Here is a 26,140-nt window from a genome sequence, read left to right as displayed (position 1 = left end):
GCAACTGGATCACCGCGCCCCACAGCATGGCCTGGTTGATCCGCAGCCGACCGCTGGCGTACTGGGCGATCGAGCCACCGAGCAGCAGGGACCGCCGGGAACAGCGCCCGGGTGCCACCGCTGGGGAGCAGGGCGCTGTCGTCGATCGACACGTTCGCCCCGTCGACGTCGTAGACGGTCAACGACTCGTTGCCGTTCTCCCCGCCGAACCGCGCCGGGTGCCCGTCGACGGTCGTGTTCGGGTCGACGTACTCGTTGTCGGCGGAATCGGTGATGTTCCGGTAGCGGGAGATGCTCACCGTCATCGTCCGGGCGCGCTGCTGGCCGGGATCGTCGGTGATCGACTTCGGTGACCAGGTGGTCGACGCGTACCAGACCTTCGGCTCGTCCAGCGACTCCTGCACGTCGACGGCGATCACCTGTAGTGCTGCCGGTACACCCGCCACCGCGGCCGGCATCGGGATCGGGTCGTCTGCGAACCGCAGCGCCCGGGCCACCCGCGTCGCGGTGCTCCGGACGTCGGCTCCGACGCCGACCACCCTGAGCTGTGCCCAGCCGTCCGGGGCGTACCGCCAGCGGAGGATCGCCTCCGGCTGCTCGGCCCCGCTGTACGAGGCGAAACTGCTGGCCCCGCCATTCAACTGCGGGCCGGGTGTGGTCTCGCCGGGCCGGGCCGCTTCGCCGCTGTCCCGCTGCGGTGCCGAAGGCTGCACTCCCCTCGGATAGAGGGTGATCGCGACGCCCTTCCATTGGCCGCCGCCGGGCGCAGTGGACGCGCTGAGATAGACGCCGGAGCCGGAGAGCAACAGCCCGGCCTGGTATTGAAGTTTGGGCAGCCCGTCCGGCAGCCAGCCGAACCGGACGTACACCCGTTGTGGGTCGATGGTGGTGAGCGCGGCCGGTAGTCCGGTCTGGCCGGGGAGTGTGGCGGCGTCGAACGGGGCGGGGGCCGGCGCCCGGTCCGGGGTCAGCAGGTGGGGGACGGTGAGCCCGCCGACGGTGAGCGCCACCGCCAGCAGCGCGGCGCCGGCACCGTGAGCGAGGCGGCGTTGCCGCCGTGCCGTGGTCATCGCCCGTTCCACGTCCAGCACGACGGAGGGCCGCTCGGCCGACTCGATCTCGGTCAGCATCAGGTCGCCGATCTGGCGTTCGTCAAGCATCGTCGCTCCTCTCAGTTCGCGGTCAGGGTGGGGGTGAGCAGGGTGCGCAGAGTGGCCAGGCCCTTGGCGGTCTGGCTCTTCACCGTCCCCGTCGAGCAGCCCATCGCGTGGGCGGTCTCCTCGACGCTGAGGTCCTGGAAGTACCGCAGCACCAGCACCGCGCGTTGGCGTGGAGGCACCTGCCGCAGCGCGCCCACCAGGGTGATCCGGTCGGTCGGATCGGCGAAGGCCCTGGACACGTCGGGCAGCGCGGCGCCGAGGCGGACCCGCGTCCACCGCAACCGCCGCTCGTCGATCAGTCGCCGCAGCAGCATGGTGCGCACCAGTGCGTCCAGGTGATCGGCCTGCCGCGCCCGCGCCCACGAGCGGTACAGCTCGGTGAGCACCCGTTGCAGGATGTCGTCGCCCCGGTCCCAGTCCCCGCACATCAGGTAGGCGGTGCGTCGCCACTGCGCCATCCGGGACCGGACGTACTCGGTGTATTCGTCGTCGGCCTCGGCTCGCCGTCTGCCGCTCGTCGTCACGAGGGTCGCGCCCCCTCCGTCTGCCGGCCTGCACCGGTTCGTCGTTGTCGTCCGTAAGTCGGGTGCGGGAGCGGCGTCGGTTGTCCGCCGCGACCCGGACGTGCGATCGGCGGCGTACCCGCTATGTTGTGGGCGTGCAGGCGACGGCGGGGGAGCAGGTTCGACGGTGATCCATTTTCCCGCGCAGCGTCGGGGGCCGCTGAGCGCGCTGAGCCTTCGGCTCGCCGCCGCCCTGGGCCTGGTCTTCGCAGTGGTCGCCGCGGTCTATCTCGGCCGGGACGGCTACCGCGACGTCAATGAGGACGGTCTGACTCTCCTCGACTGTTTCTACTACGCGGTCGTCTCGCTCTCGACCACCGGTTACGGGGACATCACCCCGGCCGCGCCGTCGGCCCGGCTGGTCAACGTCCTCTTCATCACCCCGGCCCGAGTGATCTTCCTTATCATCCTGGTCGGCACCACCCTGGAAGTTCTGACCGAGCAGTACCGGACCGGCCGTCGCCTGTCGCGGTGGAGGAGAGCCGTGAAGGACCACGTCATCATCTGCGGCTACGGGACCAAGGGGCGTAGCGCTGTCTCCGCCCTGATGGAGAACGGTCTGGACCGTTCGCGGATCGTGGTGGTGGAGCGCAGCGCCGCCGCCCTGCGGCAGGCCACCTCCGCCGGGCTGGTGGCGATCGAGGGCTCGGCGACCCGCTCGTCGGTGCTGAACGAGGCGCACGTCAAGAACGCGAAGGCCGTGATCATCGCGACCGACAGCGACGACGCGTCGGTGCTTGTCGCGCTGACGGTACGGCAGCTCACCGCCGGGCAGGTTCGCATCATCGCGGCAGCCCGGGAGGCGGAGAACGCCCCGCTGCTCAAGCAGAGTGGCGCACACCATGTGATCGTCTCCTCGGCCACGGCGGGCCGGCTGCTCGGCCTGTCCACCTCGGCGCCGCCGCTGATCGACGTGGTGGAGGACCTGCTCACCCCCGGCCAGGGCATGGCGCTGGCTATGCGTTCGGCCGAGCGGGACGAGGTGGGTCGCTCGCCGCGCGAGCTGGAGTCGTTGGTGATCGCCCTGGTACGGCGGGGCAAGGTGGTCACCCTGGCCGACCGGGCCGGCGCGGTGATCGAGACCGGCGACATGCTGGTGCACGTACGCGACGACCGTCCCCAGTCGGCGACCACCGCCTGATCGTCCTGCCGCTGCCGCGGCGTGCCGGCCCCGCTGTCGTCAGTGTGGTGAGGCGGCGTCAGCAGGTGTCGTCGGCGACGCAGATCGCCTCGGTGCAGTTGACCGCCGTGCCGGTGGAGGCCCGGCTGAGCAGTTTGTAGAGCGTCTCCCGCTCGGCGGGATCCAGCGCGCCCAGCACCTCGTCCTCGGCGCTGGCCAGGGCGCATTCGGCCTCGCTGAGGCGTTTCGCCCCATCTTCGGTGAGTTCGACGACGTGTCGGCGACGATCCTCGGGTGAGCGCCGACGCTCGATCAGCTGCTTCGCCTCCAGGTCGTTGAGCAGCCCGACGATGTTGGTGCTGTCCATCTCCAGGATGGTGGCGAGCGCCTGCTGCCCGGTGCCGCCGCCGGCGCGCAGCACGGTGAGCGCGACCAGATGCCGCGGGCGAAGTCCCAGCGGCGCCAGCACCGACTCCGACCGCAGTCGCATCCGCCGGGCCAGATGGTCCAGGAGTGCGCCCGAGCGGTGCTCGGAGGAGTCGAGCGGCTGCGCGGACATGTGACCCAGTCTACCGAGCCTGCGGAACATCGGCCTGCTATAAATAGTTGGTGCTTCACAGACGATTCCTGGAGGAGGAATGATGCATCTGCTGCATATCGACTCGAGCATCCGCGGTGACTGGTCGGTCAGCCGGCGGCTCACCGCCCGCGCCGTCGCGACCTGGCGTGCGGCTCACCCGAACGGCACTGTGGCCTACCGAGATCTGGGCGCGGAGCCGCTGCCGCACCTGGATGCAGACGGTGGGCTGGCTCGCATGACGCCGCCGGACCAGCACAGCCCGGCGCAGCGCGACTCCTGGCAGCTCAGTGAGCGGCTGGTCGACGAGGTGAAGCGGGCCGACGTGGTGCTGCTCGGCCTGCCGCTCTACAACTTCGGTGCGCCCAGCAGCGTCAAGTCCTGGGTCGACCACCTGATCGTTCCCGGGCTGGCGTACGACCCGACGACGCAGGAGGGCCTGCTCGGCGGGCGCGAATTCGTGGTGCTGGCCACCCGGGGCGGCGGCTACGGCGAGGGCACCCCTCGCTCCGGCTGGGACCACGCCGAGCCTTGGCTCCCGCACGGCCTGTCGATGACCGGCATGCAGCCGCGCTTCATCAGTGCCGAGCTGACCCTGGCACCGTCGGTGCCGGCGATGGCCGAGCTGATCCCGCTGCACGAGGCGAGTCTCGCGGCGGCCGAAAAGGAGATCGACAACCTCTGGACGCCGGCCACCGCCCAGCGCTGAGGCAGCGCCGGTACGACGAGAGAGCGGCCGCCCCCGGATCGGGGACGGCCGCTCTCGTCAGTAACGACGGGTCAGATGATCGTCCAGGTGTCGCCGCTGCCCAGCAGGCCGGCGAGCTGCTGCTCGGGGGTCTCGGTGACAGTCGCCTTGGCGGCCGCGAGCTGAGCCTGCACGACGCTGTCGTAGGACGGTCGGTCCACCGAGCGGAACACCCCGATCGGGGTGTTGCGCAGGTCCAGGCCGGGCAGCCGGGACAGCGCGAACGCGTACGCCGGGTCGGTCACCGTCGCGTCGTGCACGACGATCTCCTCGGGGCGGACCGAACTGGTCTCCCGGACCTCCAGACCGAAGCCACCCGGCGGGTGCACCACGCAGAAGCGCCCGTCACCGAAGGTGATCGGCTGCCCGTGCTCCAGGCGGATCAGGTAGTCGTCCCGGGTCGACGGGTCCTTGAGCTGTTCGAACGCCCCGTCGTTGAAGATGTTGCAGTTCTGGTAGATCTCCACGAAGGCCGAGCCCTCGTGCTCCGCGGCGGCCCGCAGCACCGACTGGAGGTGCTTGCGGTCCGAGTCGATGGTGCGGCCGACGAAGCTGGCCTCCGCCCCGAGGGCGAGCGAGAGCGGGTTGAACGGGGCGTCCGCCGAGCCGGCCGGGGTCGACTTGGTGACCTTGCCGACCTCGGACGTCGGAGAATACTGGCCCTTGGTCAGACCGTAGATCCGGTTGTTGAACAGCAGGATCTTGAGGTTGACGTTGCGACGCAGCGCGTGGATCAGGTGGTTGCCACCGATGGAGAGCGCGTCGCCGTCGCCGGTGACCACCCAGACCGACAGGTCCGGCCGGGACACCGACAGGCCGGTCGCGATCGCCGGGGCCCGACCGTGGATCGAGTGCATCCCGTACGTGTTCATGTAGTACGGGAAGCGGGACGAGCAGCCGATCCCGGAGACGAAGACGGTGCGCTCCCGGGGGATGTTCAGCTCCGGCATGAACTGCTGGATGGCCGCCAGGATCGCGTAGTCACCGCAGCCGGGGCACCAGCGCACCTCCTGGTCGGACTTGAAGTCCTTGGCGGTGAGCTTGACGGCGACGGGCTCAGACATTCTTCAGCACCTCTTCCAGCGTCGTCTCCAGCTCGGCGGCCGTGAACGGCAGACCGCGGACCTGGTTGTAGCTGATCGCGTCGACCAGGTAGCGGGCCCGGATGACGTGGGCCAGCTGGCCCAGGTTCATCTCCGGGATGACCACCTTGTCGTACGAGCGGAGCACCTCACCGAGGTTGGCCGGCATCGGCGCCAGGTGCCGCAGGTGCGCCTGGGCGATGGAGAGGCCACGCTGGCGGACCCCGCGGCACGCCGCGCCGATCGGCCCGTACGTCGAGCCCCAACCAAGGACCAGCACCCGGGCGTCGCCGTCCGGGTCCTCCACCTCGATGTCCGGCACCGGAATGGTCTCGATCCGCGCGGCCCGGGTGCGCACCATGAAGTCGTGGTTGGCCGGGTCGTAGGAGATGTCCCCGGTCTTGTCGGCCTTCTCCAGACCGCCGATCCGGTGCTCCAGGCCCGCGGTGCCGGGGATCGCCCATGGCCGGGCCAGGGTCTCCGGGTCACGCAGGTAGGGCAGGAAGGTGGTGCCGTCCTCGCCGTTGGGCTTGGTGGCGAACTCGACCCGCAGGTCGGGCAGCGACTCCACGTCGGGCAGCAGCCACGGCTCGGAACCGTTGGCGACGTAGTTGTCGGACAGCAGGATCACCGGGGTGCGGTAGGTGAGCGCGATCCGGGCCGCCTCCAGCGCCGCGAAGAAGCAGTCCGACGGCGACCGGGGCGCGATCACCGCGACCGGCGCCTCGCCGTGCCGGCCGTAGAGCGCCATGTTGAGGTCGGCCTGCTCGGTCTTGGTCGGCATGCCGGTCGACGGGCCGGCGCGCTGCACGTCCACGATCACCAGCGGCAGCTCCAGCGCCACCGCGAGCGAGATCGTCTCGCTCTTGAGCGCCACGCCGGGGCCGCTGGTGGTGGTCACCCCGAGCGACCCGCCGTAGGAGGCGCCCAGCGCGGCGCCGACGGCGGCGATCTCGTCCTCGGCCTGCACTGTGAGAACGCCGAAGCGCTTGTGCTTGCTCAGCTCGTGCAGGATGTCCGACGCGGGCGTGATCGGGTACGCGCCGAGGAAGACCGGAAGCCCGGAGCGGACCCCGGCGGCGACCAGCCCCAGCGAGAGGGCCGCGTTGCCGGTGATGTTGCGGTAGGTGCCCGGCTTCATCTTGGCCGGCTTGACCTCGTAGCGGACAGCGAAGTCCTCGGTGGTCTCGCCGAAGTTCCAGCCAGCCTTGAAGGCGGCGACGTTCGCGGCGACCAGCTCCGGGCGGGCCGCGAACTTGCGCTCCAGGAAGCGCAGCGTCGACTCGTAGGGCCGGGAGTACATCCAGGAGAGCAGGCCGAGCGCGAACATGTTCTTCGACCGCTCGGCGTCCTTCTTGGACACCTGGTGGGCAGCGAGCGCGCCAACGGTCATCGAGGTCAGCGCCACCGGGTGCACCACGTAACCGGCCAGCGAGTCGTCGTCCAGCGGGCTGCTCTGGTAACCGACCTTGGCGAGGTTGCGCTTGGTGAACTCGTCGGTGTTGACGATGATGTCCGCGCCGCGCGGCAGATCGGCCAGGTTGGCCTTGAGTGCCGCCGGGTTCATCGCCACCAGCACGTTGGGCGCGTCGCCCGGCGTGAGGATGTCGTAGTCGGCGAAGTGCACCTGGAAGCTCGACACGCCGGGCAGGGTGCCGGCGGGAGCCCGGATCTCGGCGGGGAAGTTTGGCAGTGTGGAGATGTCGTTGCCGAGCTGCGCCGTCTCCGAGGTGAACCGGTCGCCGGTCAGCTGCATGCCGTCGCCGGAGTCACCGGCGAACCGGATGACCACTCGGTCGAGTTGACGGATCTGCTTGGTCACTGTGCCACCTTCGTTCGCGACTGCGGGGCTTGCCCGGCCACGGAACCTCCTCGACGCAACGCTTCACCGCACCGCCCCAGGCTGGTCCGGCCGCTGTCGTTCCTCTCCTGAGAGCCTACGTCTAAGGGGGCCCTAACCATCCCCGGAGGGTTGCCTACTGGGGACGGATCTGGATGCGAAATGCCCGCCTTTGCGGGGTTACGCACCGCCCGCCGTAATTCAGATCACCACCCGGTCGCGCCGACGACCCCGGTCGCGCGGGCCGGGGTCGTCCGTCGATCAGTCGGCGGGGTTGGGCGCGGGCTCGGGCGGCGGGCCGCCGAGCCGGCGCCGCAGCGAGGTCGTGGCCAGCGTGAGGGCCAGCACCACCAGCAGCGTGGAGACCGCGATCAGGATGACAGCGGTGCGCTGAACCGACGTCAACCCGCCGTCTCCGGTCGTGGCACCGGCGGGCAGTACGCCCTGCGAGCCGGTCGGCGCGGGTGGGGAGACCACCGGCGTGGCCAGTGCGGCTGCCGCGGTGATCCGGAAGCTCATCTGCACCCGCCGGGTCGGGCCGCTGCGTGGATCGAGTTGCCCGATCACGGCACCGGACAGCGGCGCTTCCCGCTGAGCCTGCGGCGTCGCCTCCACCGGCAGCTGCACCTCGGCGGTCGTGCCCGCCAGCACCAGGCCGGCGTCGCAGCGGGTACGCGTCGGGTCGACCGCCACGCAGCCGAGCGGTGGGGTCGGCACTGTCACCCCGGCCGGCAGGACGACGTCGACCCGGCCGGCGGCGTCCACCGCGCCGGTGTTGCCCAGCCGGAGTGTGAGGGTGCTGGGGCCGCCGCTGATGTCGAAGACCACCTCGTCGGCGGCGAGCGCGATCCCGGGCACCGGCGGGCCCGCTGGGAAGAGCACCGCGAAGCCCTGGTCGTCGGTCGCCTCCCCTTCCGCTCCCGGCGCGTCCGCGATGACCTGGACGGCGCCGCTGAGCGGCATCTGCTTCCACGCCGTGCCGGCGACCCGCAGCCGCAGCACGGTGCTGAACCGGACGCCCGCTCCGGCGGTCCAGGCACCGCACCGGTACGTCCCACCACCGGCGGCGGCGCAGCCCTTCGTGCCGGCGTCGGTCAGCCCGACGGGCAGCGTGTACGAGAGTCGGATCTGTTCCGTTGTGGTGCCGGTGTTGTGCACGGTGACCTGGAGGGTGGCGGCCATGCTCGGCGTGTTCCAGTACGCCTCGGTGAGGGTGACGTCGCCGGTGGTGACCTGCACGCCCAGCGGGCTCTGCGGCGGCGGCGCCGAACCCGGGGCGGGCGGGCGGACCGTCGGCCCCGGCGGTGTCGGCGGGGCGGGGGGCGCCGTCGGTGGCACCGGGGGAGCCGGGCTGGGCGGTCGGGTGGTGGCGTCCGGCGCGGGCGCGACGGTGGTCGGTGCCGGCGGGATCTCCGGGGCGGTGGTCACCGGTGCCGGTGGTGTCGTCTCCGGTGGTGGCGCGGAGGTCTCCGGCGCCGGGCCGGTCGGCTCCGGTTCACCGCCCGGGTCCTCGGTCGGGGTGGGCTCCTCCGCCGGTGTGGTCGGGGGCTCCTCGCCTCCCGGCTCGTTGACCGGCTCGGCCGAGGTCGCGACCGGCTCCGCGTCCGGTGCGGCCGCGCTGGCCCAGGCCGGCCCCACGGCGAGCGCCGTGAGCAGGCCGAGCGCGAGCGCGGTCGCCAGCAGGGGCGTGGAACGTCGCCCCTCCGCCCGGTTACCGGGCGATGTCTTCACGCGGGACATCAATCCTCCGGTGACATGGGTGGGTGTCCAGTATTCGGTAACAGTTGCCCCGGGGCACTAGTCCCATGCGAAACAAATTCGTAACGTGTTTGGGACGACCCGTCCGGGCGGACGGTAGGCTGCCGACTGTGAACGGATACCTGGGCTCGTACGCGACGCTCGGGCTCCTGCTGCTCGCCAGCGTTCTCTTCTTCGTTACGGCGTTCTCGGCGAACCGGGTGTTACGCCCGGCGCGTCCGGCCGACCCGCCGGGCAAGCGGGCCAGCTACGAGTGCGGGCTCGACCCGGTCGGTGCCGACTGGGCGCAGATGCAGATCCGCTACTACGTGTACGCCTACCTCTACGTGCTGTTCGCGGTCGAGGCGGTGTTCCTCTTCCCCTGGGCGGTGGTCTTCGACCGGCCCGGCTTCGGTCTGGTGACGGTGGTGGAGATGGCGGTGTTCGTGGCCGTGCTGGCGCTCGGCATCCTCTACGCCTGGCGTAGGAACATCCTCCGCTGGACCTGAGCGCCACTGCTTCCGGCGATCGTGTCGGTCCCTCGGACCGTTCGCTGTCGGTTACGGCGACGACCGGTCAGGCGAGGCCCCGGCGGGTGGCGGTGGGCGGGCGGTCGCCTCGGATCGAGGCCACCATGTCCAGCACCCGGCGGGTCGGGCCGACCTGGTGGGCCCGGAAGACCCGGGCACCCAACCAGGCCGAGACGGCCGTCGCGGAGAGCGTCCCCTCCAGCCGTTCGGCCACCGGCAGGCCCAGCGTCTCCCCGATGAAGTCCTTGTTGGAGAGCGCCACCAGCACCGGCCAGCCGGTAGCGGTCAGCTCGTCCAGTCGGCGGGTGATCTCCAGCGAGTGCCGGGTGTTCTTACCGAAGTCGTGCGCCGGGTCGATGAGGATGCCGTCGGGGCGTACCCCTGCCGCCACCGCGCGCTCGGCGAGCCCGGTCACCGTCGCGACCACGTCGGCGACCACGTCGGTGAAGGCGGCCCGGTGCGGCCTGGTCCGCGGCGTCAGCCCGCCGGCGTGCGAACAGACCAGGCCGGCACCGGTCTGCGCGGCCACCCGGACCAACGCCGGGTCGGCGCCCGACCAGGTGTCGTTGAGGAGGTCGGCGCCGGCCGCCACGGCCTCCGTCGCCACCTCGGCCCGCCAGGTGTCGATGGAGATCACGACGTCCGGAAACGCGGCTCGGACGGCGGCGATGGTGTCCACCGTGCGCCGGATCTCCTCGGCGACGTCCACGTCCGCGCCGGGGCCGGCCTTGACGCCGCCGATGTCGATGATGGCCGCGCCCTCGTACACCGCCCGCTCCACCGCGCGCAGAGCGCTGTCGGCGGCGTAGGTGGCCCCGCGGTCGAAGAACGAGTCCGGCGTGCGGTTGATGATCGCCATCACCACCAGCTCGCCGGGGGCGAACGTGTGCCCACCCAGCCGAAGCGCCCCGGCCATGCCCGCCTCCTGCAAGTTCACGCCGCCGCCGCCGCGTCGGCCGGTCCCGACGCTAGCCGGTCGCCCGTCCACCATCCCGGGCGGGCGTCGGCACCGATCGTGATCGAGGCGGGTGGCGGGGTCGCTCCCGGCCGGCTGCCATGCCACGATCAGTACATGGGTCAGCTTCTGCTCCTTCTGGTCGTGGCGTTGACAGTCGCAGCGGTGATATTCGGTGTGACGGTGCTGGTCAGCGGGCGTGATCCCGGCCTGGTGCCGGCCGAGCCGGATTCGCAGGCCGTGGCGTTGCCGGGCACCCGCCCGTTGCGTGAATCCGACGTGGGGGCGGTCCGTTTCGACACCGGGTTGCGCGGGTACCGGATGGACCAGGTCGATAAGGCGTTGCGCCGTGCCGCCTACGACATCGGTTACAAGTCCGAGCTGATCGGCGTACTGGAGTCGGAGGTCATCGCCTTGCGTGAGGGGCGCACCGACGACGCGGACGTGCTGCGGCAGGCCCGCGAGCAGTCTGCCAGCAAGGTGACTCCCGCGGACGCGACCGAGCCGGGCGAGGCGGCCTCGGCCCCGGTCGGTTCGACGACTTCCGACCCGTTGCCCGCCGCCAGCTCGTCCCCGACGGATTCCGACGGGGTGGCGCCTGCCGCCGCGCCCGCCGACGGCGAGTCGGCCGATCGTGAGCAGACCGCCGGCACCGACCAGCACGACGCGGTGGTTCGGTCGGAGTCGGCGTGACCGAGCCGGAGGGCGCTGACGATCTTCGCGAGGCGGCCCGACCCGGTGCCGGTGAGGTGACCGCCACGGTGATCGTCGAAGCCCCGGCGGAGCGGGTGTTCGCCGCGCTGCTCGCCTGGGAACGTCAGTCCGACTGGATCCCGTTCACCCGCGTCCGGGTGGTCGAGGGCGACGGCCGCGAGGGCAGCCGGATCGAGGCGGTGACCGCGCTCGGCCGGGCGACGCTGCGCGACGAGATGCTGGTTGTCCGGGTCGACGAGCCGTACGAGATCGGCGTCGTGCACCACGGCCAGCTGCTGCGCGGCCCGGGGGTGCTGCGCTGCACCCAGCTGGACCGGGACCGCACCCAGGTCGTCTGGCACGAGTGGTTCCACCTGCCGGGCGGTCGGGCCGGTCGACTGGCGTGGCCGGTGCTCTGGCCCGGCTCCAAGCTCGGCCTCACCCAGGCGCTGAAGAGGTTTGCCCGTCTGGTCGAGCAGGGCCGGCTGCCCTGACCGGGGAGCCCGGTGCCGGCTGCCAGCCCGGTGCGCGGAAGAGATGCCCGACCCGGTGCCGCCAGGTCACCGCGGCCCGCAGGTCCCGGGCGATCGAGGCGTACTCGTGGAAGGCCACCCGGACCGGGTTGTAGCTGCCGACGTTCTTGGTCAGGCCGTACACGCAACGTTCCCCTTCCGGCGCGAACGACCCGAAGAGCCGGTCCCAGACGATCAGGATGCCGCCGAAGTTGCGGTCCAGGTAGCTGCCCTGCGACGCGTGGTGCACCCGGTGGTGCGACGGGGTGTTGAACACAGCCTCGTACCAGCGCGGCATCTTCTCGATCCGCTCGGTGTGGATCCAGAACTGGTAGAGCAGGTTGACCGAGCCACAGAACGCGACAACGGCCGGGTGGACGCCGGCCAGGATCAGCGGGATGTAGAACACCCAACTGGTCAGGCCGGTCCACGGCTGGCGCAGCGCGGTGGAGAGGTTGAACCGCTGCGACGAGTGGTGCACCACGTGCGAGGCCCAGAGGATGCGGATCACGTGGTGGCCGCGGTGCGACCAGTAGTAGCAGAAGTCCTGCGCGAGCAGGATCAGCGGCCAGGTCCACCAGAGCTCGGCGACCCGCAGTGGGGTGAGCGCGTAGAGCAGCGCGTACGCGGCGGCGATCGGCACCTTCCAGAGCAGGTCGGCGAAAATGCTTCCCAGCCCCATCGTCAGGCTGGTCGCGGTGTCGGCGCCGCCGTAGCCGACCTCGTCGTCGTCGCGGTGCAGCAGGTAGGAGATTCGCTCCAACACGATGAGAAGCACGAAGGCCGGGATCGACCAGGCGATGACGTCCGGGAACTCCTTCACCGCGCGGCCTCCGCTCGCCGTCACCGGTCGGGGCGCACCGTCGGGTGACCTCGACCTACCGGTCGGTAACAAGCACCATAGGCAGCCGGGCGGCCGGTGGCAATGGGGTGTCGGACGGATGCCCTAGCGTGTACCAGGTGACTGACCTGGTGATCGGCGCCGACGGGCTGGCTCGCTGCGCCTGGGGGTCGAGCACCCCCGACTACGCCGTCTACCACGACACCGAGTGGGGGCGACCGCTGCGCGGAGACGACGCGCTCTACGAGCGGATGACGCTGGAGGCGTTCCAGTCCGGGTTGTCCTGGCTGACCATCCTGCGCAAGCGTCCGGCGTTCCGACTGGCCTTCGACGAGTTCCACATCCCGACCGTCGCCCGCTACGACGATGCCGACGTCACCCGGCTGCTCGCCGACGCCGGCATCGTCCGCAACCGGGCCAAGATCGAGGCGGCGATCGCCAACGCCCGCGCCGCACTGGAGCTGCCGGAGGGCCTCTCCGCGCTGCTCTGGTCCTTCGCGCCGGAGCCCCGGCCGACTCGCCCCGCCTCGTTCGCCGAGCTGGCGCCGATCACCCCGGAGTCGACGGCGATGGCCAAGGCACTCAAGAAGCGCGGCTTCCGGTTCGTCGGCCCGACCACCGCGTACGCGCTGATGCAAGCCACCGGGATGGTCGACGATCACATCGTCGGCTGTCACGTCACCGTCCCACCGGCGGCGTGATGAGATGGCAGGCATGACGACCGAGACCGCGCACCGGGCCGGTGCGGCCGGCAACGCCGACGGGATGGGCACCTGGGCCGTGCTGCTGCCCGCCGAACGGTACGACGCCGAGCGGCTCGTACACCACGACACGCTGGAGCTGACCGGGCTGACCGACGTCGCCCGGCCAGGGCCGGGCGACCAGGTGGCAGTGCTGGTCGACGCGCCGCCCCGGCTGGTGGCCCTCGGCCGGGTCACCGAGCCGGGACGACGCCACCGCGAGGACCCGGACGACCCGCAGTCCCCGGTCGAGCCGGGCACGCTCGTCGTCGCGTACACCCGGCGGGCCTTCGACGAGCCGGTGCCGGCCGACCTGCTGACGCTCGACGGGCCGGTGACCGCCGTGGAGCCGGCGGCCTTCCGGGCGCTGGCCGACCAGCTCGGCCCGCCCCCGGTGCGCCGCACCTGGCTGGTCAGCCTCGACCTGCCGATCGAGGCCGACACGCCGGCCGAGGCGGTACGGCTCTTCTGGTCCTACGTGCAGGAGCTGGGCCCGCGTGAGCTGCCCGCCTTCGTCTCGCCGGCCGGCGACGAGCTGGCCATGCAGGCGTTCGTGCTGGGCGAGCAGGCCAACCAGGACCCGGAAGAGGACGATTAGAAGAGCTTGTCCACCCGTCCCCGCCAGTCGGCGAGGACCGGGCCCGGGTCGGTGTCCAGCACCCGTTCCAGCAGCGTGGCGTAGACGTCTCGGAAGTCCGTCGTGTATTTCAGGTCGCCGTCGTCGAGGTCGGTGAGGCTCGGCGGTGCGCCGTGCCAGCCGCCCCGGACGCCCGCGCCGAGCAGCAGCACATCCGAGGCGGTGCCGTGGTCGGTGCCGTCGGAGGCGTTGGCGCGTACCCGACGGCCGAACTCGGAGTAGACCGCCACCACCACCTTCCGGCCCGCCTCGGTGCGACTCATCCGGTCGGCGAACCCGGTCAACGCCCGGTCCAGCTGACCCAGCAGCACCGCCTGCAACTGCTTCTCGTCGGCGTGCGTGTCGAAGCCGCCCAGCGACACCGAGAAGACCCGGGTGGACACTCCCGCCTCGACGCACTGCGCGACCAGGTCCAGTTGGGCGTCCAGCGGAGTCTTCGCCCCGCCGGTGGCGGTCGCCGGAGCCTGCTCGCCGTCCGGGTCTGCCATGTCCGGGTTGTCGGAGTCGCGGACCTGGCGGATCATCTCGTCCACCGACCGCAGGTCGGCGAAGCAGGTGGCGGCCCGGGCTCGCGCGGCGGACTCACCCGGCTCGGCGGCCCCGAACGCGGTCAGCGTCTGCGCCGACAGCCCCTTGGCTGCCTTCCGGTCGGTCACCGGCACTGCCGCACCGGCGCTCTGCGCCCCGGCCAGCAGCGGCGGCAGCGCCGGCTCGAAGGAGACCGCCAGCCGGGGGTCGCCACCGGCGCCGTCCAGCCACCGCCCGAGCCAGCCGGTGTTGCCGGGCCGGTCCGGTTGCGCCGTGTGCCAGATGTCCATCGAACGGAAGTGGCTGCGGTCCGGCTTCGGGTAGCCGACCCCACGCACGATCGCCAACCCACCGCCGGACCAGCGCTGGTGCAGGCCGGCCAGCGCCGGGTTGAGGCCGAAGTCGTCGTCCAACCGCTGCACCTCCCCGTCCGGGTACGTGAGCTCCGGTCGAGCCGCCCGGTAGGCCGGGTCGCCGTACGGGATGACCGTGTTGAGGCCGTCATTGCCGCCGTAGAGGGTCACCAGCACCAGCGTGCGGGACTGCGGGTCCCGGTCTCCGCTGGTGTCCAGCAGGTCCCGCAGGCTGTACGCGCCGGCCCCGGCAGCCAACGCGCCAGCGCCGACCACTCCACTGGTCAGCAGGAACCTGCGTCGGGTCAGGGTGTCCATGTCGACTCTCCGCTCAGCTGACTGTGTATTCGGGGCTGACCAGGCCGGCGGCCAGCAACGTGCGGGGCTCACCGGCCAGCGGGGTGAGAGCGGCGCGGGTGCGCGCGCCCCAGCCGTCGACCACGAGCAGTCGGGCCAGCGCGTCCGGTCGCCCGGGGGTGGGCGCGGCGGTCAGCCGGGCCAGCACCGCTGGAGCCGTGGCGGCGGCGAGCACCCCGGCCGTCCGCAGCCGCGCCTGTAACGACGAGGTGGTCAGCCAGGCGGACCCGGCCGGCCAACCGCCCACGCTGGGTGGACGCAACGGCACCTGGTCGAGCGCGTTCAGACCCGCCAGCAGTTGTCTGCGTTGCTGCTCGGGCAGCGCGGACGGTCGGATACCGAGTTGCCGCAGCGCACCGACCAACCACTCCACCGGCTGCTTCACCAGCGTGCCCCGGGTCTGCGCGAAGGCCGGTGCGGAGAAGAGCGCGCGTAGGGTCGCGATGGTGTCCGCGCCGGCCAGGCCGTCCGGGGCCGGGGTCTCGGTGCCGGCATAGCGGAACCAGAGCCGACCGGCCACGAAGGTCGCGGCCGCCGGTTGGGCGGCCAGCAGGCCGGCGTACGTCTCGGCGTCGAACCGGCCGCTCTGCCCGAGGATGCTCTTCTCGCCACTGTCGTGTCGGCGGGCCTCGAAGCGGGCCGCACCGGTGCGCCTGTCGACCACCCAGCCGGTCAGGGCCCGCGCGCCGGCCTTCACGTCGGCCTCGCTGTAGGCGCGGATGCCGAGGGTGAACAGCTCCATCAGCTCGCGGGCCAGGTTCTCGTTCGGCGCCTTGCGGGTGTTCTTCTGCCCGTCCAGCCAGACGATCAGGGCGGGGTCGCGCACCATCGCGGCGACCAGCGGGCCCAGCGGCCCACGACCGTGCCGGCGCAGCGTCTCCAACTGGCCCACCATCAGGCGCGCCGACTTGACCTTCTGGGCGCTGGTCGCCCAGTGCCCGTGCCAGAAGAAGACCAACTTCTCGGTCAGCCCGTCCTCGGCGGTCACCATCCGGTCCAGCCACCACTCGGTGACCTGCTGGAGTTGCCTGCGGCGCTCCGCGTTGGCCTGCTGCCGTTGCTCGCGGGTGGAGTCCTTGGTCAGCCCGGCGTACGGGTCCGGGGGCAGCGTCGGAACCGGCGTGGCCGCCGCACCCCGGTCCGTCGCGGGCGGGGTGAGCAGCCGGTCCAGCGTCGCCGCCGTCCCGGCCCGCTCGGCCGCGTCCACCTCGTCGGCGGTCGGCCCGAAGGTGGCCCGGCGCAGCAGGTGCGCCACCGCTTCACGATCGCTCATACCGGCCGACGCTAGGCGGCCCGTGTTCGAGGACGGTAAGGGCGGCGTCCGGATCGCGTTCAGCGTCCCTCGAAGACCGGTTTCTGCTTGCCGACGAAGGCGAGGGTGGCCGCCCGGTGGTCGGCGGTGGCGCCGCAGATCGCCTGGGCCTGCGCCTCGGCGGCGAGGGCGTCGGCGAGGGTGCCGGCGTCGGCGATGGAGAGCTGTCGCTTGATCGCCCCGTACGCGACGGTCGGGCCGGCGGCGAGGCGGGCGGCCAGCTCCTGGGCGACGGGCAGGACCTGCTCGTCGTCGTCCGTCAACCGGTTGAGCAGGCCCAACCGGCAGGCCTCCTCGGCGCGGACCGGCTCGGCCAGCATCAGCAGCTCCACCGCCTTGGCGTGCCCGACCAGTCGCGGCAACGTCCAGGAGGCGCCGGTGTCGGCGGCGAGACCGACCTTGGCGAAGGCCATCAGGAAACTCGTGGTCGGACCGCCGATGCGGATGTCGGCCAGGAACGCCAACGACGCGCCCGCCCCGGCGGCCATCCCGCGGACCGCGGCGATCACCGGCTTGGGCAGGTTGGCGAGCCGGGCGGCAATCGGGTTGTAGTGCGCCCGCACGGTGCCCAGCGGATCATTGCCGGAGTTTTCCAGGGTGGCCACGTGCTCGCGCAGGTCCTGCCCGGCGCTGAACGACCCGCCGGCCCCGGCCAGGACGACCGCTCGGCAGGACCGGTCGGTCTCCAGCTCGGCGAGGGCGTCGCGCAGCGCCTCCTTGAGCGCCACGTCGAGCGCGTTCATCGCCTTCGGCCGGTTCAGCGTGAGGGTGACGACGGCATCGGTCCGGTCGACCAGCAGCGGCTCGGTCACGTGTCTAACGACCCTTCTGTCGGACGATGCGGTTGCCGGCGTCGAGGCACTGTTCGACGTACCGGTCGGCGGCCGGACGCAGGCGGGCCGCGTGCCGGTCGAAGAAACTGGCCGCGGCGGTGCCGGGCCACCGCTCGGGCAGCAGCGCCGGGGGCAACTGCGGATCCTGGAAGAGGAACGTACGCCAGGCGTGCACGAGGCGGAACCGCGTCGCGTACGCCTCCTCGTCGCTGCTGCGTACGGTGACCGCGGCGAGCAGCGGGCGCTGGTCCGCGACGAACCGCTCGTAGGCGCGGCCGATCTCGGCCAGGTTCCAGGCGCGTCGGACCACGCCCATCGCGCCGGGGGTGCCGGAGAAGTGCGAGGCGGTGAACCGCTCGAACCGGATGCCGGTCTCGGCGAGGAGCAGGTCGACATCCTCGGCGGGGCGGGTGGCGACCCAGGTCTGCTCGTCGAGCGTCCCGTAGCCGAGGAAGCTCAGGTTGGCGGCGAGCCGCTGGCGGTCCCGCCGGGAGCCCGGGGCCTCCAACACCAGCAGATCGAACCGGCCGTCCCAGGTGACCCGGCCGGTCCGGTAGATCCGGGCAGCTGCCTCGTCGAGTCGGCGGGCAGCTTTCGGTGTGATCGAATATCCGGGTCCGGAGACCAACCGGAGGGGCTCGAGCCAGCCTTGGCGCACCATCCGGGAGACGGCGGTGCGAACTGCTGGCGGTGCGATTCCCAGCGGTGCCAGTAGCTTGACCAGGGCAGCAACCGGTGCCCGGCCACCCCTCGGACGGAGGTGGTCGCCGTACAGGTCGAAGAGTGCCGACCGTGCCTGCATGACCGCACATTGTGACAGGCCTTCTCAAGATAAGCTAGATGCTGTTACATCAATGCTGCTCCGGTTTGGGTCCGGCGGTGTTCATCAGGGAAAATCGTTTGTTGACACCCCCGCGACCGTTGCGGGTGGTCGTGACGAAGTGGCTGTGGGGCAACCCACCGACCCTGGTGTAGGTCTGAGGGGAGACAACATGGCGGCGATGAAGCCGCGGACGGGCGACGGTCCGCTGGAAGTCACCAAGGAGGGGCGGGGCATCGTCATGCGGGTCCCGCTGGAGGGCGGTGGCCGGCTCGTCGTCGAGATGACTCCCGACGAGGCCAACGCGCTCGGTGACGCACTGAAGGCAGCGGCCGGCTGAGTAAGGAGTGCTCCGGGCGGCTCAGGCCGCCCGGAACGTTCTTCAGGCCCTGAGCCACCGGAACCACCGGTGGCTCAGGGCCTTCAACGCTGCGGGCAGGCAGGTTGGCCGCCGACCCGCGACACTTTCCTGGAGGTGCGGTTCCGCGTGCTCGCCATTCGTCTGATCGCCGAGCCCGACCGGCTCGACGTCCTCGTTCTGCCCGTCCGCTCCGCCGATTCGACGGCGGAAGGTGACACCTCGGCCGAGCCGGTACCGACCGCCGTGGCGGGCCCGGACGGCACGGCTGACGAGGCGACAGCGCTGGTGTCAGCGGCCCGGCTGACCGGCCGAGCCGGCGAGATCCACACCCAGCTGCGCCCCGGGCGTACCCCCGGTCGGCTGCTACTGCTCGGCATCGGCGACGGCGACGAGGCGGCCTGGCGGGCGGCCGGCGCGGCCCTGGCCCGCTCAGCCTCAGCTGAGACGCATATCACCATCGCGCTGCCGGCCGAGGTGACAGCTGCCGCGGTTCGCGGGTTGACCGAGGGGCTGCTGCTCGCCCCGTACCGCTTCCGGCTCACCGAGGCCGGCGACCGACCGGCGCTCACCGGCGTCGACCTGCTGCTCGACGACCCCACCGGGTACGAGGACACCGTCGCCACGGCCCGAACCACGGCCGCGATGACGCATCTCGCCCGGGACCTGACCAACACCCCCTCCTCGGTGAAGACCCCGCAGTGGTTCGCCGACCAGGTGGCCTCCGCCGCAGCCGACCTTCCGGACCTGCGGCTGCGGGTCCGTGGCCCGGCCGAGCTGACCACCGAGGGCTTCGGCGGGATCCTCGCCGTGGGCGGCGGCTCCGCCAGCGGACCGCGGCTGGTCGAGTTGGACTGGCACCCCGCCAACGCGCGCACCCACGTGGTGCTGATCGGCAAGGGCATCACCTTCGACACCGGCGGCATCTCGATCAAGCCGGTGGCGTCGATGAAGCTGATGCGCAAGGACATGGCCGGCGCGGCTGCGGTCGTCGCCGCCACGGTGGGTGCCGCCGCGCTGCGGCTGCCGGTCCGGATCACCACGTTGGCCCCGCTGGCCGAGAACATGGTCAGCGGCTCGGCGTTCCGCCCCGGCGACGTGATCCGGCACTACGGCGGTACGACCAGCGAGACGACCAACTCCGACGCCGAGGGTCGCCTGGTCCTCGCCGACGCGCTGGCGTACGCGGTGCAGCAGCTCAAACCGGACCTGCTGCTCGACCTGGCCACGCTCACCGGCGCGAACTCGGTGGCGCTCGGCAAGCGCACCGCCGCCCTGTACAGCGAGAACGACGAACTGGCCGCCAGCGTGCTGGCGGCGGCCGAGGCGGCCGGCGAGTCGGCGTGGCGGATGCCGCTGCACACCGACTACATCGAGTACCTCGGCAGCGAGATCGCCGACCTCTACAGCGCGCCCACCCAGGGTGCCGGCTCGGTGCTGGCCGCGCTCTACCTGCGCGAGTTCACCGGTGAACTACGAGATCGCTGGCTGCACCTGGACATGTCCGCCCCGTCCTGGGCCGACGGAGACCAGGCCGAGGTCAGCCGCGGCGCCACCGGTTGGGGCGTCCGCTCGCTGCTGCGCTGGCTCGCCGACGTCAACTAAGGTGCGGGTCAGAGCCTCGGCGCAACCGGGGCTCTGACCCGTCCTGGGCTCGAATCAGCACTTCACCGCGGCGAGCAGCCCGTGCCCGACCGGAAGCAGCGCGGGGATCCAGTGCTCCGACTCCCGGACCGCTTTGATCGTTTCGCGAACCGTCACCGTCTCCGCGTCCCGGGCGGACGGGTCTCCGATCCGGCCGCTGGCCAGCACACCGTTGAGCGCCAGCACACCCCCTGGGCGCAACAGTCGCAGCGCCGCCTCCACGCAGGCGTGGAAGCCGGTCGCCTCCGCGTCCACGAAGACCAGGTCGTACGCGCCGTCGGCGAGCCGGGGCAGCACGTCGAGCGCCCGACCGGTGATGATCCGGGTACGCCCGGCCGCGAAACCCGCCTCGGCGAAGATCCGTCGGGCGATCCGCTGGTGCTCCACCTCCACGTCGATGGTGGTGAGCACGCCGTCGACGCGCATGCCGCGCAGCAACCAGACACCGCTGACCCCGGTGCCGGTGCCGATCTCCACCACCGCACGGGCGTTGCCGGCGGCGGCCAGCAGCCGCAGCGCCGCCCCCGCGCCGGGCGTGACCGCGTCGAGGCCGACCTCCCGGGCCAGGCTGCGGGCGGTACGCAGAACGAGATCCTCGGTGACGTACGACTCGGCGAAATGCTGGGCCTGTGTCGTCGAACTGCCGGAACCGGCGACCGTGGCGATGGGGCACCTCCGGGGGCGGTGCGTGGTGCGGGGGCGGGTTGGCACTGTGAGCGTAGAGGCGACAGTCCTGGGGCGCGCAGCCGCGCCTCCGCCCGGAGCGATCACCGGGGCAACCGCTGACTGCACCGCGTCCATCCGTGCAATCCTGGAGGCGGTATCCCGTCAGCCGCGACCAGACCGGCCCGTGGCCGGGCGACGCGGCACGGGATCCGGGGACGGACTGGGAGGCACCACGTGACCGACGGCTGGGACTGGCGCCGGGGCGGTGAGACTCCGGCTCCGGCGCGACCGCCCGGGGCAGGAGCCCCGTCGGTGGGGCCGCCGACCATGCCGGGGGCTGACCGCCCGCCCCTCGGCCCGCCAGGCAGCGGGCCGGCACCGGGCTGGCCGGCGTCTTCCGGCGGACCGACACCCGCCTGGCCGCCGTCTTCCGGCGGACCGACACCGGCCTGGCCGACGTCGGCTTCGGGCGGGCCCGGCTCTGCCGATGCGTCGGCCTGGTGGTCGGACGCGCTCGCCGACCCCTGGCGCGACCCGGCGGCCCCGACCGCTGTGGTGGTGCCCGGGGTGGTGGCTCCCGGCGCCGAGCCCGAGCCGGTCACCGACCCTGATGCGCCGGGCCGGCCGACACTGCGCCACCTGTTGCTCATTCCCGTGATCACCGCGCTGCTGGCCGGCACCCTCGGCGGTGCGTTGGGCTACGCGTTCGCGGTGCGCGGCGGCGCTGGTGCGGCGGTCCTCGGCGGTGCGCCCGCAGAGGTGCCGGCGCTGGCGCAGCGCAAACCGGAGTCGCTGGCCGGGGTCGCCGAACGGGTCCTGCCCAGTGTGGTCACCGTACGGGTGAGCAGCCTCGGCGGGACCAGTGAGGGCTCCGGTTTCATCGCCACCACCGACGGCCATGTGATCACCAACGACCATGTGGTGGCCGGCGGCACCGGCAAGGCATCGGTGGTCTTCAACGACGGCAGCACCGCGCCGGCGACCATCGTCGGCCAGGACGCGGAGTCGGACATCGCGGTGATCAAGGTGAGTCGTCCCGGGTTGCGACCCGTGGAGTTCGGCGACTCCGACGCGCTGGCGGTCGGCGACCCCGTCCTCGCCATCGGCTCGCCGTTGTCGCTGGCCAACACGGTCACCGCCGGCATCGTGAGTGCGCTGGACCGGACGATGCAGGCCGGTGAGCCGGGCGGCCCGGTGCGTTACTACGCGGCCATCCAGACCGACGCCGCCGTCAACCACGGCAACTCGGGCGGCCCACTCGTCGACGGCGCGGGCCGGGTGGTCGGAGTGAACTCCACCATCAAGTCACTGGTCGCCGAGGGGCAGGAGGCCGGAAACATCGGGCTCGCCTTCGCCATTCCGATCAATCAGGCCAAGCGGGTGACCCAGGACATCATCGGCACCGGCAAGGCCCGGCGTACGGTGATCGGCGCGCGGGCGGACGGCCCGACCGGGGTCGTCGGGGGCGGTCTGCGGCTGGCCGAGGTGGAGCCGTCCGGCCCTGCGGACGGCGCCGGACTGAAGGTCGGTGACGTGATCCTCAAGATCAACGGGCGGCCGATGACCGAGCCGACGGATCTGACCGCGTTGGTCCGCAAGTACGCGCCGGGTTCGATCGTGACCGTCGAGTATCGGCGGGGCTCTGCCCGGCAGAACACCTCGGTAACTCTCGCCGCGGACGCGAAGTGACTCAGCGCGGAAGTGAAGTGAACAGCGGCGCACCCCTTGCCCGAAAGCCGTCCACCGTGCGTAGTCTTGCTGCTGACGCCGAGAGGAGGCCCGCGGGATGCTCGACAACCTGAACTGGTGGGAGATCGGTGCGCTGCTGCTCCTGGCGCTGTTGATCTTCGGTGACCGGCTTCCCGCCGTGATCACCGACGGCCTGCGGTTGGTGCGAAACCTGCGCAACATGGCCCGCAACGCCACCGGTGACCTGAGCCGTGAGCTGGGCACCGACATCCAGCTGGAAGACCTGCACCCGAAGGCGTTCATCCGCAAGCACCTCCTCAGCGAGGAGGACGAGGCGGCGATCCGCAAGCCGTTGCAGGGCGTCTACGACAACCTGCGCGCGGACGTCAGCGGCGTGCACAACGACCTGAAGGACGTGGCCAACGCCGCCGACCTGCGGTCGAACGGAAATTCGCCCGCCAGCACGGCCACCAGCACTGCCTCGGCCCCGGCCCCTCGGGCCAGCTACGACGACGCCACCTGACCGACCCGCCCCCGGGGCCCCGCGCTTGCCTTGATCAACTCGGTTTTCAGGAAGTCGGCCCGTCAAACGGCGCGGGATGCCCCGATTTCCAGAAACCCGAGTCGACCATGCGGCCAGGGCCTGGCGGACTACGGACCGGTCAGCGACCGGCGGGCTTGAGACCGAGTGGCTTGCCGAGCAGCGATTCGCGGCGCAGGGCGAGCCGGTCGGCGACCGTGCCGAGCGCCTGAGCGGCCGGGGACTCCGGCTCGGCCAGCACGATCGGGTTGCCGGCGTCGCCGGCCTCGCGGACCCGGGTGTCCAGAGGGATCTGACCGAGCAGCGGCACCTGCGCGCCGATGGTCCGGCTCAGCGACTGGGCCACCGCCTCACCGCCGCCGGCGCCGAAGATCTCCATCCGGGAGCCGTCCGGCAACTCCAGCCAGGACATGTTCTCGATCACGCCGACCACCCGCTGGTGGGTCTGCAGGGCGATCGCCCCGGCCCGCTCCGCGACCTCGGCGGCGGCGGTCTGCGGGGTGGTGACGATCAGGATCTCCGAGTTGGGCAGCAACTGGGCCAGCGAGATGGCCACGTCACCGGTGCCCGGCGGCAGGTCGAGCAGGAGCACGTCCAGGTCGCCCCAGTAGACGTCGGCCAGGAACTGCTGCAACGCCCGGTGCAGCATCGGGCCGCGCCACACGACTGCGGCGTTGCCGGACGTGAACATGCCAATCGAGATCACCTTCACGCCGTGCGACTGCGGCGGCATGATCATGTCTTCGACCCGGGTGGGTCGTGCCTCGGTGCCGAGCATCCGAGGCACCGAGTGGCCGTAGATGTCGGCGTCGACGACCCCGACGGAGAGCCCACGGGCGGCGAGCGCCGCCGCCAGGTTGACGGTGACGCTGGACTTGCCGACGCCACCCTTGCCGCTGGCCACCGCGTACACACGAGTGCGCGAGCCGGGCTGGGCGAACGGGATGACGGGCTCCTCGGTGGCGCCGCCGCCGCGCAGCTGCGACTGCAGCGACTGCCGCTGCTCGGGGGTCATCACCCCGAAGTCGATCTCAACGCCGGTGACTCCGGGCACCGAGGCGACGGCGGCGGTGATGTCCGTACGCAGCTTGTCCTTCAGCGGGCAGCCGGCGACGGTGAGCAGTAGCTCGACGCGGACCACACCGCTGGCACCGATCGTGGCGGAGCGGACCATGCCCAGCTCGGTGATGGGCCGGCGGATCTCCGGGTCGTTGACGGTGGCCAGGGCGGCCTGGATCGCGTCCTCGACGGTGCTCACGGGTGCTGACATGCCCGCAATGCTACGTCGCGGGGCATCCGTTGCCGCCGCTGCCCAGCGCGGTGTGAGCCAATCGATGACCCGTCGGTCAGCCCTCCGACCGGCGCGGGCCGGTGCCGTCCGGCCGGGCGTTGCGGGTGAAGTCGCCGTCCAGGTCGTCGCGGGGTTCTTCCAGGCCGACGCCGTCGGTCGGCCGCTGGCCACGTCGCTCCTGCCGGTTGTCCTTCTCCTGCTGGCGGCGCTCCAGTCGCTGCCGGCGTTGCCCCACCTCGTCCAGTTCCTCGGCCAGTCGGGCCAGCTCGGAGCGGAGGAAGTCGCGGGTGGCGACCTCGCCGAGCGCGATCCGCAGGGCCGCGATCTCCCGGGCCAGGTACTCGGTGTCCGCCTTCTGCGCGGTGGCGCGCCGCCGGTCCTCCTCCAGGGCCACCCGGTCCCGGTCGGCCTGCCGGTTCTGGGCCAGCAGGATCAGCGGGGCCGCGTAGCTGGCCTGCAACGACAGCACCAGGGTCAAGAACGTGAAGGTGTACGGGTCGAAGCGCAGGTTCGCCGGGGCGAGGGTGTTCCAGACGAACCAGATCGCGATCACCACAGTCATGACGACGATGAAGTTCGCGGTGCCCATGCCCCGGGCGATGCCCTCGGACCATCGACCGAACGCCTCCGCGTCGAACCGGGGCAGCTTGACGCCCCGGGGCTCGCGTGGCTGGTCGAGGCGCTCCGTCCGACGCTGGTCAGCCATCCGTGCCGTCCAGCGCGGGGTCGGTGGTGCCCGGGGCGACGAGGGCGTCGCGGTCCCGCCAGTCCCGGGGCAGCGAGTGGTCCAGCACGTCGTCCACCGTCACGGCACCGACCAGCCGGTTGTTGCGGTCGATCACCGGCATGGCGACCAGGTCGTAGGTGGCCATCCGGCGGGTGATCTCCGGCAGCGGCGTGGTGGGGCGCAGCGGGTCGATGTCGTTGACCACCACCTTGCCCAGCAGGTCGGCCGGGGGTTCGCGCAGCAGCGCCTGGAAGTGCACCATGCCCAGGTAACGGCCGGTCGGCGTGTTCTGCGGTGCCCGGGTCACGAAGACCTGCGCGGCCACGGCGGGGGAGAGCTGTGGCTCCCGGATCCGGGCCAGCGCCTCGGCGACTGTGGCGTCCGGCGGCAGGATGACCGGCTCCGAGGTCATCACACTGCCTGCCGTGCCGGGGGTGTACTTGAGCAGTTGGCGTACCGGGTCGGCCTCGTCCGGCTCCATCAGGTCCAGCAGCACGTCCTGCTCGGGTGGGGGCAGTTCGTTGAGCAGGTCCGCGGCGTCGTCCGGGTCCATCTCCTCCAGGACGTCGGCGGCCCGCTCCCGGTCGAGGGCGGCGAGAATCTCCACCTGGTCGTGCTCCGGCAGCTCGCTGAGCACGTCGGCCAGTCGTTCGTCGTCCAGCGCGGCGGCGACCTCGTTGCGTCGCGCGTCGGGCAGATCCTGCAACGCGTTCGCCAGGTCGGCGGGGCGCATGTCCTCCAGGACGGCGAGCAGGTTCGCCGTACCCCGGTTGTCGGCGATGCCGCTGAGCCCGCGCACCCGGTCCCACTCGACCTGGTGCAGGTGGCCGCGGCGGCTGAGCCGACCGGTCTGTTCGCGGACGGCGACACGGGTCAGCGACCACTCGCCACCCCGGGTGCACTCCATCGCGACGTCCACGACGGCGCCGGGCTGGCCGCCGGGGTCGAGTTGCACCCGCCGGTCGAGCAGTTCCTGGAGCACCAGCAGCTCGTTCGGACGCTTCTCGAACCGGCGCAGGTTGAGGGTGCCGGAGCCGAGCACGACGGCGTCCGCGTCGATGGAGGTGATCCGGTTGATGGACAGGAAGATCCGACGACGCATCGGCATCTCGGCGACGAGGCCCACCACCTCCGGCGGACGCTTCGTCGCCCGCAGCCGTGCCACGGCGTCACGAACCCGGCCCACCTGATCGCCGTTCGGGTCGAAGACGGCGACTCCGGCGAGACGGGCGATGTAGACCCGGGTCGGCGTACTCACGGGCACCAGCCTAAGCGCCTAGTGTTTA

27 protein-coding genes are annotated in these 26,140 nt (G+C 71.8%); 11 read left to right on the top strand and 16 right to left on the bottom strand.

What is annotated here, in order from left to right; genetic code table 11:
• Nucleotides 1-1,160 (bottom strand): hypothetical protein (locus AB0B48_RS04100; protein ID WP_357195573.1); only part of this gene is annotated, 1,160 nt, incomplete at its 3' end.
• Nucleotides 1,161-1,171: 11 nt separating this feature from the next.
• On the bottom strand, nucleotides 1,172-1,684 hold the full coding sequence (locus tag AB0B48_RS04095; RefSeq protein ID WP_357195555.1) for a SigE family RNA polymerase sigma factor: 513 nt from the start codon (nucleotides 1,682-1,684) through the stop codon (nucleotides 1,172-1,174).
• 166 nt (nucleotides 1,685-1,850) lie between these two features.
• On the opposite strand from AB0B48_RS04095, the gene AB0B48_RS04090 reads away from it, so the two are divergent.
• Complete coding sequence (locus tag AB0B48_RS04090) at nucleotides 1,851-2,864, top strand: potassium channel family protein (protein WP_112603739.1); 1,014 nt, start codon at nucleotides 1,851-1,853, stop codon at nucleotides 2,862-2,864.
• Nucleotides 2,865-2,922: 58 nt separating this feature from the next.
• Here the strand turns inward: AB0B48_RS04090 and AB0B48_RS04085 are convergent, their stop codons facing one another.
• Nucleotides 2,923-3,402: a MarR family winged helix-turn-helix transcriptional regulator gene (locus AB0B48_RS04085; RefSeq protein WP_124854267.1), complete on the bottom strand. Its 480-nt coding sequence runs from the start codon at nucleotides 3,400-3,402 to the stop codon at nucleotides 2,923-2,925.
• Between the two features lie 82 nt (nucleotides 3,403-3,484).
• On the opposite strand from AB0B48_RS04085, the gene AB0B48_RS04080 reads away from it, so the two are divergent.
• Nucleotides 3,485-4,129, top strand: a complete 645-nt coding sequence (locus AB0B48_RS04080) for an NAD(P)H-dependent oxidoreductase (RefSeq protein ID WP_357195551.1) — start codon at nucleotides 3,485-3,487, stop codon at nucleotides 4,127-4,129.
• A 71-nt stretch (nucleotides 4,130-4,200) separates the two neighbouring features.
• On the opposite strand, the gene AB0B48_RS04075 is transcribed toward AB0B48_RS04080, so the two are convergent.
• The 3 genes from AB0B48_RS04075 to AB0B48_RS04065 form a co-directional block, all read right to left on the bottom strand.
• Nucleotides 4,201-5,232, bottom strand: coding sequence for a 2-oxoacid:ferredoxin oxidoreductase subunit beta (locus tag AB0B48_RS04075; RefSeq protein ID WP_357195548.1), 1,032 nt, complete (start codon nucleotides 5,230-5,232; stop codon nucleotides 4,201-4,203).
• On the bottom strand, nucleotides 5,225-7,072 hold the full coding sequence (locus tag AB0B48_RS04070) for a 2-oxoacid:acceptor oxidoreductase subunit alpha (protein ID WP_196920913.1): 1,848 nt from the start codon (nucleotides 7,070-7,072) through the stop codon (nucleotides 5,225-5,227). Before AB0B48_RS04070 ends, AB0B48_RS04075 begins: the two co-directional genes overlap by 8 nt.
• Before the next feature lie 279 nt (nucleotides 7,073-7,351).
• Nucleotides 7,352-8,830 (bottom strand): hypothetical protein, encoded by a 1,479-nt coding sequence (locus AB0B48_RS04065; protein WP_357195545.1) that lies wholly within the window; start codon nucleotides 8,828-8,830, stop codon nucleotides 7,352-7,354.
• A gap of 128 nt (nucleotides 8,831-8,958) precedes the next feature.
• Here AB0B48_RS04065 and ndhC point away from each other — a divergent pair, with 128 nt between their 5' ends.
• Nucleotides 8,959-9,336, top strand: a complete 378-nt coding sequence (ndhC, locus tag AB0B48_RS04060) for an NADH-quinone oxidoreductase subunit A (RefSeq protein WP_091394827.1) — start codon at nucleotides 8,959-8,961, stop codon at nucleotides 9,334-9,336.
• A gap of 67 nt (nucleotides 9,337-9,403) precedes the next feature.
• On the opposite strand, the gene folP is transcribed toward ndhC, so the two are convergent.
• The gene (folP, locus tag AB0B48_RS04055; protein ID WP_357195542.1) at nucleotides 9,404-10,273 is read right to left on the bottom strand and encodes a dihydropteroate synthase; all 870 of its coding nucleotides are present in this window, start codon (nucleotides 10,271-10,273) and stop codon (nucleotides 9,404-9,406) included.
• Nucleotides 10,274-10,429: 156 nt separating this feature from the next.
• Here folP and AB0B48_RS04050 point away from each other — a divergent pair, with 156 nt between their 5' ends.
• Nucleotides 10,430-11,005, top strand: coding sequence for a DivIVA domain-containing protein (locus tag AB0B48_RS04050; protein WP_357195539.1), 576 nt, complete (start codon nucleotides 10,430-10,432; stop codon nucleotides 11,003-11,005).
• The gene (locus tag AB0B48_RS04045; protein ID WP_355005087.1) at nucleotides 11,002-11,499 is read left to right on the top strand and encodes an SRPBCC family protein; all 498 of its coding nucleotides are present in this window, start codon (nucleotides 11,002-11,004) and stop codon (nucleotides 11,497-11,499) included. The genes AB0B48_RS04050 and AB0B48_RS04045 overlap by 4 nt, the downstream gene beginning before the upstream one ends.
• Here the strand turns inward: AB0B48_RS04045 and AB0B48_RS04040 are convergent.
• Nucleotides 11,444-12,364, bottom strand: coding sequence for a sterol desaturase family protein (locus AB0B48_RS04040; RefSeq protein WP_355005088.1), 921 nt, complete (start codon nucleotides 12,362-12,364; stop codon nucleotides 11,444-11,446). The genes AB0B48_RS04045 and AB0B48_RS04040 overlap by 56 nt on opposite strands.
• Nucleotides 12,365-12,477: 113 nt before the next feature.
• Between AB0B48_RS04040 and AB0B48_RS04035 the strand changes: the two genes are divergently transcribed.
• Nucleotides 12,478-13,059: a DNA-3-methyladenine glycosylase I gene (locus AB0B48_RS04035; protein WP_357195534.1), complete on the top strand. Its 582-nt coding sequence runs from the start codon at nucleotides 12,478-12,480 to the stop codon at nucleotides 13,057-13,059.
• 13 nt (nucleotides 13,060-13,072) lie between these two features.
• The gene (locus AB0B48_RS04030; protein WP_357195531.1) at nucleotides 13,073-13,696 is read left to right on the top strand and encodes a hypothetical protein; all 624 of its coding nucleotides are present in this window, start codon (nucleotides 13,073-13,075) and stop codon (nucleotides 13,694-13,696) included.
• On the opposite strand, the gene AB0B48_RS04025 is transcribed toward AB0B48_RS04030, so the two are convergent.
• The 4 genes from AB0B48_RS04025 to AB0B48_RS04010 are packed head-to-tail and all read right to left on the bottom strand — an operon-like array spanning nucleotide 13,693 to nucleotide 17,920.
• On the bottom strand, nucleotides 13,693-14,934 hold the full coding sequence (locus AB0B48_RS04025) for a DUF1501 domain-containing protein (protein ID WP_357195529.1): 1,242 nt from the start codon (nucleotides 14,932-14,934) through the stop codon (nucleotides 13,693-13,695). The two genes, AB0B48_RS04030 and AB0B48_RS04025, sit on opposite strands and share 4 nt — an antisense overlap.
• Nucleotides 14,935-14,947: 13 nt before the next feature.
• Nucleotides 14,948-16,246, bottom strand: coding sequence for a DUF1800 domain-containing protein (locus AB0B48_RS04020; RefSeq protein ID WP_357195526.1), 1,299 nt, complete (start codon nucleotides 16,244-16,246; stop codon nucleotides 14,948-14,950).
• Between the two features lie 59 nt (nucleotides 16,247-16,305).
• Nucleotides 16,306-17,097 (bottom strand): enoyl-CoA hydratase-related protein, encoded by a 792-nt coding sequence (locus AB0B48_RS04015; protein WP_355005093.1) that lies wholly within the window; start codon nucleotides 17,095-17,097, stop codon nucleotides 16,306-16,308.
• A 4-nt stretch (nucleotides 17,098-17,101) separates the two neighbouring features.
• Complete coding sequence (locus tag AB0B48_RS04010) at nucleotides 17,102-17,920, bottom strand: PaaX family transcriptional regulator C-terminal domain-containing protein (protein WP_091394799.1); 819 nt, start codon at nucleotides 17,918-17,920, stop codon at nucleotides 17,102-17,104.
• Between the two features lie 190 nt (nucleotides 17,921-18,110).
• Here AB0B48_RS04010 and AB0B48_RS04005 point away from each other — a divergent pair, with 190 nt between their 5' ends.
• Both AB0B48_RS04005 and AB0B48_RS04000 read left to right on the top strand, forming a co-directional pair.
• Nucleotides 18,111-18,278 (top strand): DUF3117 domain-containing protein, encoded by a 168-nt coding sequence (locus tag AB0B48_RS04005; protein ID WP_007455245.1) that lies wholly within the window; start codon nucleotides 18,111-18,113, stop codon nucleotides 18,276-18,278.
• A gap of 147 nt (nucleotides 18,279-18,425) precedes the next feature.
• A complete protein-coding gene (locus tag AB0B48_RS04000; RefSeq protein ID WP_357195523.1) occupies nucleotides 18,426-19,901 on the top strand; it encodes a leucyl aminopeptidase family protein in 1,476 nt (491 codons plus the stop codon).
• Nucleotides 19,902-19,955: 54 nt separating this feature from the next.
• Here AB0B48_RS04000 and AB0B48_RS03995 read toward each other — a convergent pair whose 3' ends face one another.
• Nucleotides 19,956-20,651, bottom strand: coding sequence for an O-methyltransferase (locus tag AB0B48_RS03995; protein WP_308193641.1), 696 nt, complete (start codon nucleotides 20,649-20,651; stop codon nucleotides 19,956-19,958).
• 189 nt (nucleotides 20,652-20,840) lie between these two features.
• Between AB0B48_RS03995 and AB0B48_RS03990 the strand changes: the two genes are divergently transcribed.
• The gene (locus AB0B48_RS03990; RefSeq protein WP_357195520.1) at nucleotides 20,841-22,295 is read left to right on the top strand and encodes a trypsin-like peptidase domain-containing protein; all 1,455 of its coding nucleotides are present in this window, start codon (nucleotides 20,841-20,843) and stop codon (nucleotides 22,293-22,295) included.
• 97 nt (nucleotides 22,296-22,392) lie between these two features.
• Nucleotides 22,393-22,818, top strand: coding sequence for a preprotein translocase subunit TatB (locus tag AB0B48_RS03985; RefSeq protein WP_357195517.1), 426 nt, complete (start codon nucleotides 22,393-22,395; stop codon nucleotides 22,816-22,818).
• A 139-nt stretch (nucleotides 22,819-22,957) separates the two neighbouring features.
• On the opposite strand, the gene AB0B48_RS03980 is transcribed toward AB0B48_RS03985, so the two are convergent.
• The 3 genes from AB0B48_RS03980 to AB0B48_RS03970 all read right to left on the bottom strand — a co-directional run bounded on the left by AB0B48_RS03980 (nucleotide 22,958) and on the right by AB0B48_RS03970 (nucleotide 26,112).
• Nucleotides 22,958-24,106, bottom strand: coding sequence for an Mrp/NBP35 family ATP-binding protein (locus AB0B48_RS03980; RefSeq protein ID WP_357195513.1), 1,149 nt, complete (start codon nucleotides 24,104-24,106; stop codon nucleotides 22,958-22,960).
• Between the two features lie 76 nt (nucleotides 24,107-24,182).
• Nucleotides 24,183-24,833, bottom strand: a complete 651-nt coding sequence (locus AB0B48_RS03975) for a DUF1003 domain-containing protein (protein ID WP_357195510.1) — start codon at nucleotides 24,831-24,833, stop codon at nucleotides 24,183-24,185.
• Nucleotides 24,826-26,112, bottom strand: a complete 1,287-nt coding sequence (locus AB0B48_RS03970; RefSeq protein WP_355005098.1) for a CBS domain-containing protein — start codon at nucleotides 26,110-26,112, stop codon at nucleotides 24,826-24,828. The genes AB0B48_RS03975 and AB0B48_RS03970 overlap by 8 nt, the downstream gene beginning before the upstream one ends.
• Between the last annotated feature and the right edge of the window lie 28 nt (nucleotides 26,113-26,140).

The organism is Micromonospora sp. NPDC049089, assembly GCF_040648775.1.
Lineage (GTDB): Bacteria > Actinomycetota > Actinomycetes > Mycobacteriales > Micromonosporaceae > Micromonospora.
This window is presented reverse-complemented; position numbering and strand designations above follow the sequence as displayed.